Annotated in this window: 2 protein-coding genes; one reads left to right on the top strand and one right to left on the bottom strand. The window is 60.6% G+C overall.

Translation table 11 applies throughout. The features are described from left to right. Window positions 1–117 precede the first annotated feature (117 nt). Window positions 118–336 (top strand): hypothetical protein, encoded by a 219-nt coding sequence (locus AWB67_RS38020; protein WP_087660876.1) that lies wholly within the window; start codon window positions 118–120, stop codon window positions 334–336. Between the two features lie 416 nt (window positions 337–752). Here AWB67_RS38020 and AWB67_RS38010 read toward each other — a convergent pair whose 3' ends face one another. After that, window positions 753–1,238, bottom strand: coding sequence for a pyridoxamine 5'-phosphate oxidase family protein (locus tag AWB67_RS38010; RefSeq protein WP_087660874.1), 486 nt, complete (start codon window positions 1,236–1,238; stop codon window positions 753–755). Window positions 1,239–1,287: the final 49 nt, after the last annotated feature.

The raw sequence follows: 1,287 nt of genomic DNA, 5'->3' as shown, positions 1-1,287 counted from the left end.
GTGCGGCACTGACGCTCGCGTGGCCGTTTGCCACCATCGAAGAGGGCAAACACAGGGGCGTCGATAACGGACTGGCATCGTTATCGATGCCCGCTCATCCAGCATGGAGAAATTTCGATGCGTTTCGACTATAAGTCTTGCACTATCGATGCCACGACACGGGAGGCCGGCGGCACGTTTTTCCCGACCGCAGCCCTTTGTCGATTGCGGGCCGAAGGAGAAGCATTGAGCGAGGATCGTAAGAATTTGTCCGGGGGCGTCGCATCGTTCCGTACGTCCGACGAGGCCGTGGTCTTTGCGCTTAACTGGGCGATCGGGTGGATCGACGATGTCTGACGCACGAACCGGTCATACCCATCGCGCTCTCTGGCGTGCGGGGCATACTGCGCGATGGAACCTGGCTGCCGCGTCGCGGCAAGGTGGTTGTGACCCTGCTCGAACCGGTTCAACCCACGGGTGTCAACTTCGGCGCGATGCTGCGGCTTCGCGACAACGTGCGGCGCGCGATTGCGAGACACTGCGGGGAGCCGCTGCTGACAGGCGATGCGGTACAGGGAAGCTCATTATTGGGCTAGCGCCAGACGGCTCGGCAGCACGGCGGCTTGCGCGGGCTTCGACCAGGGTCGGCCGGTGCTCGCGACCCCTCGCCCGAGCCGATCCCCGGCTCTTTCGTGACGATGCGGAACTGTGGCTCGCTGCGTGGATCAGTGCGTCGACGTTCCGCTCGGCTTTCTATTTCATGGCGGATTGAATCAGGCCGATGCTGGCGTATCGAAATCGGTTGCACTTATCTCGACCAGCTCGCTGTGACCAAACCCCTGCGTGTAGTCAATGACACTGACGAAGCGAGGCACGAGTTCGACGAAAACAATCTGCCCCGGATCCGACGGCGGCGACATATCCGATGCGCTCGGAAAGCGTGCGAGCAAGCGATTCATCGCGCGGACGCTGTCAGGGGAGTCATCAGCCAGCACACGGGCGGTCGCGGCCATTGAGAGGCCTCTGATCTGGCTCCAGTCGTCGTAGGGCAAATTGATCGTCAGCGACACCTTGCTGCAGCATTGGATATTTCTTATCTTGCTGCTGGTGCGTGCTGTGCCGAAGTACAGGATCAATCCGTCGTTTGCGTAATTGACGGTGTTCGCCTGCGGGTATCCATCTTCCCGTAGCGTCGCGAGCGACAGGTGACGCCCGCTTTCGACGATCTGGATCGTGGCTTGCTTCAACCGGATGTCCATCGCAATATCCTCTTTGCCGTAGTTCGTAGCGTCGCGTACCCGTCAGATG

This window comes from Caballeronia terrestris, from assembly GCF_001544515.1.
Classification (GTDB): Bacteria; Pseudomonadota; Gammaproteobacteria; order Burkholderiales; family Burkholderiaceae; genus Caballeronia; species Caballeronia terrestris.
This window is presented reverse-complemented; position numbering and strand designations above follow the sequence as displayed.

What these genes read in the sequence shown, in the direction of transcription:
- AWB67_RS38020 (WP_087660876.1), top strand. Translation starts at nt 118, where the DNA reads ATGCGTTTCGACTATAAGTCTTGCACTATCGATGCCACGACACGGGAG.
- AWB67_RS38010 (WP_087660874.1), bottom strand. Translation starts at nt 1,238, where the DNA reads ATGGACATCCGGTTGAAGCAAGCCACGATCCAGATCGTCGAAAGCGGG.